Annotated in this window: 4 protein-coding genes; all 4 read right to left on the reverse strand. The window is 61.8% G+C overall.

Features of this window, described 5'->3' with window-relative positions; translation table 11 throughout:
- Positions 1-45: 45 nt before the first annotated feature.
- Positions 46-1395, reverse strand: coding sequence for a DUF2306 domain-containing protein (locus tag HY836_RS11735; protein WP_290676336.1), 1350 nt, complete (start codon positions 1393-1395; stop codon positions 46-48).
- A gap of 134 nt (positions 1396-1529) precedes the next feature.
- Positions 1530-2330, reverse strand: coding sequence for a LytTR family DNA-binding domain-containing protein (locus tag HY836_RS11740; protein ID WP_290676337.1), 801 nt, complete (start codon positions 2328-2330; stop codon positions 1530-1532).
- Entirely contained in the window at positions 2327-3574 is a 1248-nt protein-coding gene (locus HY836_RS11745; protein ID WP_290676338.1) for a sensor histidine kinase, read from the reverse strand. The genes HY836_RS11740 and HY836_RS11745 overlap by 4 nt, the downstream gene beginning before the upstream one ends.
- A gap of 16 nt (positions 3575-3590) precedes the next feature.
- Positions 3591-5846, reverse strand: a complete 2256-nt coding sequence (locus HY836_RS11750; RefSeq protein WP_290676339.1) for a TRAP transporter large permease subunit — start codon at positions 5844-5846, stop codon at positions 3591-3593.
- Between the last annotated feature and the right edge of the window lie 349 nt (positions 5847-6195).

Here is a 6195-nt window from a genome sequence, read left to right on the forward strand (position 1 = left end):
AGATTGTGCCGCAGCATCTGCTTTCGCCCAGCGGAAAATCACATGTCAGGCCAAGGATTCGCCGGTTTGTGGGGTGGTGGCCGGCACGCCCGGCATGGGCATGCCAAAGGCGGTCACAAAGCCGTGCCAGGCGAACATGCCCCAGCTCAGTGTGACCACGCCCGTCGTGATGGTGGCGGCTGACCAGCCCGTCAACCCCAATGTGAGTGCAAAAGGCAGCCACACGGTGGGCGTGAGCCCATTCATCAGGCCCAGGATGCGCCAGTTGGTTTGTGCACGGTTTTTGTCTCTCCAGACCATGCCTGCCATGCTCCAAACCAGGGTGCTGAGGCCAAAGGCCACCCAGTAAAAGCGATGCCCGATGTGATTGAGGCTCTGCCCCTTGATCTGCCCGGCAATCAGCAAGGCACCACAGGCTGCGGCACTCATGAGCAGCAGGGTTCGGGCGCGCATCGGGTGCCCTTGCAGGACATCGGGCAGCTCTTTCAACAAGGCGGGCAATAGGGCTGCCGTGCTGAGCGCCCACAGGCCGGATACGGCAGGCAAACGCACATCGGCACCGCGCCAGTGGGCCAGTGCATCCAGCCCCCAGGGTGCCAGCAGGCCTTCATGCAATACGGTGGCCATGCCCAGCCAGACCAGGGCGCGCAGCGCGGTGGCGGGCAAGCTTGGCTGAGGCGGTAGCAAGGGCATGTCCGTGCTGCCCACGCCTTGCATCCACCAGGCCATGACCCACACCGCTTGTGGCATCAGGGTTACGGCCAGTCCGGCATTGGCCTGGGTCAGGTTCAAAGGCAGCATCCACCCGACCATCACATCCTCCAGGCGCAGCATGGGCGCGGTCAACAGGCTGGCCATCATCAGGGCCATCCAGCCCATGTGCGCCCGGATCTCTCTGCGGCGAATGCTGCTCACCGCCAGGCCCAAGGCCAGCAGGGTGGTCGCTGCCTGCAGCCACAGGGCTGCGGCAAAGGCCTGGCCTGACACGGCATCTGCCGCAGGTGTGATCCACAGATAGGCCATCGCGCCGATCATCGCGCCCACCGTGCTGGCGACGGCGACCATCCCCACCCCGCGGTGCAGGCGTGGATAACGGCGGCGCAGGCCAGGCAGAAATTGCAAGGTGCAGGCACTCAGCGCCAGCCCTCCCAAAGTGGTGTGTGCGCTGATGCCCAGGAAGCCTCGGGTGTAGTTGTGGATGACTTGCTGCAAGGTTTTGGGGTCACCCATGACGAAGTCCGGCGACACCAGTGCAGCCGTCATCTGGCTGACCAGTGACCATTGCCCCAGCAGCATGCTGATCGGGTAACTCAGGCTCATGAGGCCGAACACTGCAGCAAGGAGCAAGGTCAGTGCGGCTAGGGTGCGGGCGGTACCTGATGGTGGGGTGCGCATGGGGCCTCCTGAGTCTTGGAATGCCCTCATCTTGAAAGTGATCCGACATGCCGGCAAGGCTGGCGCGACGAATGGCAGCAGGCCCGGCGTGAGTGGCGAGATGCGGTCGCCACCGGCGGCGATGCGTCGGCCGTTTACATGGCCTTGAACAGATGGGCGTACATGCGGCTCACATCAAGGGTCTCGGTGCGGCCTCGCAAATGCACCCGCAAACGCTGTTGCTGGCGACTGATGCGCTCGACCGCTCGCACATTGACGACATGGCCTCGGTGGATCTGCCAGAAGAGGCTCTGGTCGAGCCGCGGCATCAACTCGCGCAAGGGGGTGCGAATCAGCATCTCGGGCTGCCCTGCCGTTCGATTGCTGGTGATGATGCGCACGTATTTGTCGGCGGCTTCGAAGTAGATGACATCTTCGATCGCAATGACATAGACCGATGCACCCACTGCAGCCTGGAGGACACGCAGGGGTTCCTGATGAGGCGTGACCTGCGTGCGCAGCGAGAGCAGGTTGCTGGCGACAACATCATCGTTCGCCGCGCCTTGACGTTGACTCAGTAGTGCTTGCAGGCGCAGGCAGGTGATAGCCAGCCGCTCCGGCCTGACGGGCTTGAGGACATAGTCCACGGCCGCCCTTTCAAAGGCGGCGACGGCATACTCATCGAACGCCGTGATGTAGACCATCCATGGCAGAGGGCGCTCAACCGGCCATTCGTCGATCACCTGTTCTGCGACCTCCAGACCATTCGTGCCGGGCATGTGAATGTCCAGAAACAGGATGTCCGGCGTTTGTGCCAACGCCACTTCGCGTGCCTGGAACCCATCGCTGGCCATGCCCACCACCTGCAAGTCTGGCCAGAGCTTGTGCAGTTGACGCGACAGCGCTTCCGCCAGGACGGGCTCGTCTTCGGCGATCAGGGCGGTCGCTTGGTTCATGGTGTGAAGAGCGTCGATATCCCGGACGTTGCAGGCATCTGCATCGGCAGGAACAAGGTGGCCACTGTTCCAGTGGGGGCGGGGGCTTGCCCAGGCTCGGTGAGTGAGGATGCCAGCATCAATCTCGCATTCAATCCATAGCAGGTTTGCAAGCGCGCTTGCACGCACTGAAGGCCAAAGCCGCTTTTGCTCGGGGTGGTGCCAGCTTTCTCCAGTCCCTGGCCATCATCGCGCACGCAGATTTTCAGCATGTCATGGTCCCGCTCGACGGTGATGTGCAAGCTGCCGCCACCAGGCAGAGGATCCAGGCCATGCTTGATGGCGTTTTCGACCAGTGGCTGTATCAACATCGGGGGCACGGCGATATCGAGCAAATCGGCGGGCACATTCGTGTGGACATGCAGGCGACGGCCCATGCGGATCTTCATCAGTGCCAGGTAGTCCTGCACACGTGCCATTTCGTCGCGCAAGGGTGCGACCGCTGCTCGGCTCGCACTCAGGGTGGCGCGCAGGTAGTCGATCAGGTGCGCCAGCATGTCCTGTGCCTTGTCGGGGTGAGTCTCGATCAAGGCGTGCAGATTGGCCAGGGTGTTGAACAGCATGTGCGGTTCCATCTGGGCCTGCAGTCGCTGCAATTGTGCTTCCACGTGCAGACGTTGCGCGGTCTCGGCGCGGATGCGCAGCATGTGGGCCCTCACGCGGAAGAAGTCAATCGAAAAGACCCCGGTGCTGTAGAGCAGTGTGATGGCGAGGTTGCTGCCCAGGTTCATTTGTTCGCGCAGGGTGGGCCATTCCTGCGTGCGCGCTACCATCTCCGCCCAGATGCCGTAGGACATGGCGCTGCCCATGAGACACAACACGGTGAGCAGCGGCAGTGCCACCCGCCATGGCAACAAGGCATACATGCCTTCCATGGCGTAACGCCTGCGCGCAGCCTCACTGCGCAACCACAAATGCCGGGCCGCGATGTACCAGCCACTCATGGACATCGCGAACACGATCAGCCCGCCGCCCAGGTTGCCGCTCAAGTACACCCAAAGGCCGTATTGGTCGGGTGCCGCCACCCCCTGAGCTTCCATGATGCGCGAGTACAGGGCCATCAGGACCGACCACACGGTCGTCGTCAACAGCAAGCGCTTCGCATTGGGTAGCAGCAAGGTACGAAACGGGGACCCAACGCTGTCGCTTGTTGCCGGTGTGTTGACCTGATCAACACTCAGGTCGAGAGAATGGGACGGCAACATGAGCGAGTCAGTGCCATCAATTGAACAAGTTGGCAATAGGCTGGAAGAAGGCTACACGCTGCACCAGCAAGGGGCCGAAGGCCACGATGCCCAGGCTGATCGACATCACGATGCATGGCAGGATCCAGCGCTCATAGCGGCGGTAGAAACTCTGGCCCGCCACCTCCGCATCGGATTTGTCGATCTCCGCTTCGCCCACCACCTGTCGGGTCAGCAACTGGTTGATGGCCACAGGCGGCAGCAGATAGCCCAGCTCGAAGGCCACCAGCACCATCATCCAGAAGTGCAGCGGGTCGATGCCGTTGGCGTAGGCCATGGGTGCCAGGGTGCTGGACACCAACAAGATGGCGCCCATGGGTTCCATCACCATGCCCAGAATCACCTTGGCCACCACCAGGAAGCCCATGGCCAGCCATACGTTGGGGAAGACCTGGGGTGCGAGGCTCATGATCTCCGAGCGTTCGACCACGCCGCCGATCAACTGCGTGAACAGCATCAGGCTGATGTAGGAGCCCACGTGCTCGATGGTTTCTGTCGTGGCGGCATCGATGGCCTTGATGGATGTCTTCTGGCGCTGTGCCGCATAGGCTGGCTGGTAGCCATCCGCATTGCCTGCCGCAGGGACGTGGCTGGCAGCATGCGATGGGGTGGCGGCAGCAGCCCCCACCGATGCAAACTGACGCGCGCTTTCTTCGCGCGCACTCATCTTCTTGTCAAAGATCAGGACCAGCAACATCATGACGGGCAGGATGCTGGGGGCCGAGATCTCGTTGAAAGGCGTGTCCAGCACATGGCTGTAGAACATGGCGATGGCCGCGACCAGCACCACATAAGGGATCACCACCTTCATCTCGCGCAGCATGGCGGGAATGGCCACGCTGGGCGAGGCCACCTGGGCGCGCTGATGGCGGTTGTGGCGGTGGATCTGCGAGGCGATGAAGAACATCGTCGAGGTCAAGGCGAACACGAAACCGCCCCAGTAGAACAACTGGGCTGTGGTGACCTGACGGTTCAAGGCTGCGATGCCCACCACCAGCAGGCTGGGGCTGAGCACCACACCCAGTGAGCCCGACATGGCCGTGGCCGCCAGCGCGTACTGGCTGGTGCCGCCAACCGCACGCACCTCGTGGTAGATGATGGCGCCGGCCGCGATCACGAACACGCTGGATACGCCTGCATACGCCGTGGGCAGACCAGCCGCCAGCAAGATGATGTAGGTGAGCGCTTCAGGCGACAGCTTCCACGGCCGCATGATGTTCATGAACAGGTCCACCAGGCGGCTTTGCTTGAACAGCATGCCCGCCCAGATGTGCAGGGCCAGCGCCAGCGGGATGCTGATGAAGTCCAGGATCTTGTGGGCGTAGATGGCGGGCCCCGATGGGTGGCCCTGCAGGAAGAAGTAGGCGCAGCTGAAGATGCCCAGGTTGGCGATCAATGGCACGCTTTCCAAGGCCCGAGCCCAGGTGCCTTCCTGGTTGTTGTGGCTTGGGGGCTGGCGCACGATTCGGTAAGCGCTCACGGCTGCCAACACGGCAAACAGCACCATCCACATGAAGTAGACACGCGGATCGTCGATCTCGATGCCGGACTCCACCGAGATCTGGTAGTAGCGCACGCATGAGTACAGCATCATCAGGCTGCAGATGGTCATCGACCAGGCCTGGGCCTTGAAGTCTCGCGCATAGCGGGCCGGGCGCAGGCTGATGTGATGGAAGCCCATGGTCGTGAAGGCCGCGGTCACTGTCAGCAAGATCAGCAGGATCATGGAGCGGTTGTCCGCGCCGAACTTGAACAGCACGAAGAAGCTGGTTTCCAGGCCGCGATAGAACTTGAGCGAGGGCGTGATGTGGTCACGGACGTGCTCGTACACCTCGTGGCGTTCCACGCAGTTGGCGACAGTCGCCTTGAGCGATTCCCGCACTGCTGTGGCGTTGAACGTGCGTTCGCCGAACAGATTGTCTACGTCGTCGGGTTGGCCTGTGCCGCTCATCGGGGCGCCACTGGCCGCGGCGGCTTCCTGACGCGCGACCTCCTGCTCCACATTCACTTCAGGGTTGCAGGTGGGCTTCACGGGATCTGCACGCAGCAGGAAGTACTGCACCTTCTGGGCAGGGTCGCTGAACATGACCTCGCCGAACTTGAGCAACTGTCCGTGCACCATTTCGCCGGTGCTGATGACCAGAATCAGGATCAACAGCGTGAGGGTGGACAGGTTGGCTAATCGACCGAACCAGGTCTGGCCCAGTGGATTGGTGGCGGGCGTGGTGCTCAAGGGAAGTCTCCTGTTGCAGCGCATCAAGAGGCGCTGTCAAGTCGTTTTGGCAATCAGGTGTTGCACGCTAGGTGGCAACCCGTGCATTGTCAATTCGCATGCGACGAATTGCGCCTAGGGTTCGCCAGTAGATGCCTGCATTCGCGGGTGCTCAGCAGGAGACATTGACGACAAAAGGGAGCGTTGAATGACAAAGGGCCCGTGAGGGCAATGCCAGTCAGTTAAGCCTCGCGTGATCTGACAGGCTGTAAAAAGGGAACGTGTTTCACGTTCCCTTTTTATTTCATGGGCTTGCTTCAAGATGCGCTGAATGAGACGTTGGCGACCTTGCCAGCTGATGGGGTGGCCC

The organism is Aquabacterium sp. (assembly GCF_016234775.1).
Classification (GTDB): Bacteria; Pseudomonadota; Gammaproteobacteria; order Burkholderiales; family Burkholderiaceae_C; genus Aquabacterium.

Coding starts and splice junctions, on each gene's coding strand:
- HY836_RS11735 (WP_290676336.1), bottom strand. CDS start 1,395: ATGCGCACCCCACCATCAGGTACCGCCCGCACCCTAGCCGCACTGACC.
- HY836_RS11740 (WP_290676337.1), bottom strand. CDS start 2,330: ATGAACCAAGCGACCGCCCTGATCGCCGAAGACGAGCCCGTCCTGGCG.
- HY836_RS11745 (WP_290676338.1), bottom strand. CDS start 3,574: ATGTTGCCGTCCCATTCTCTCGACCTGAGTGTTGATCAGGTCAACACA.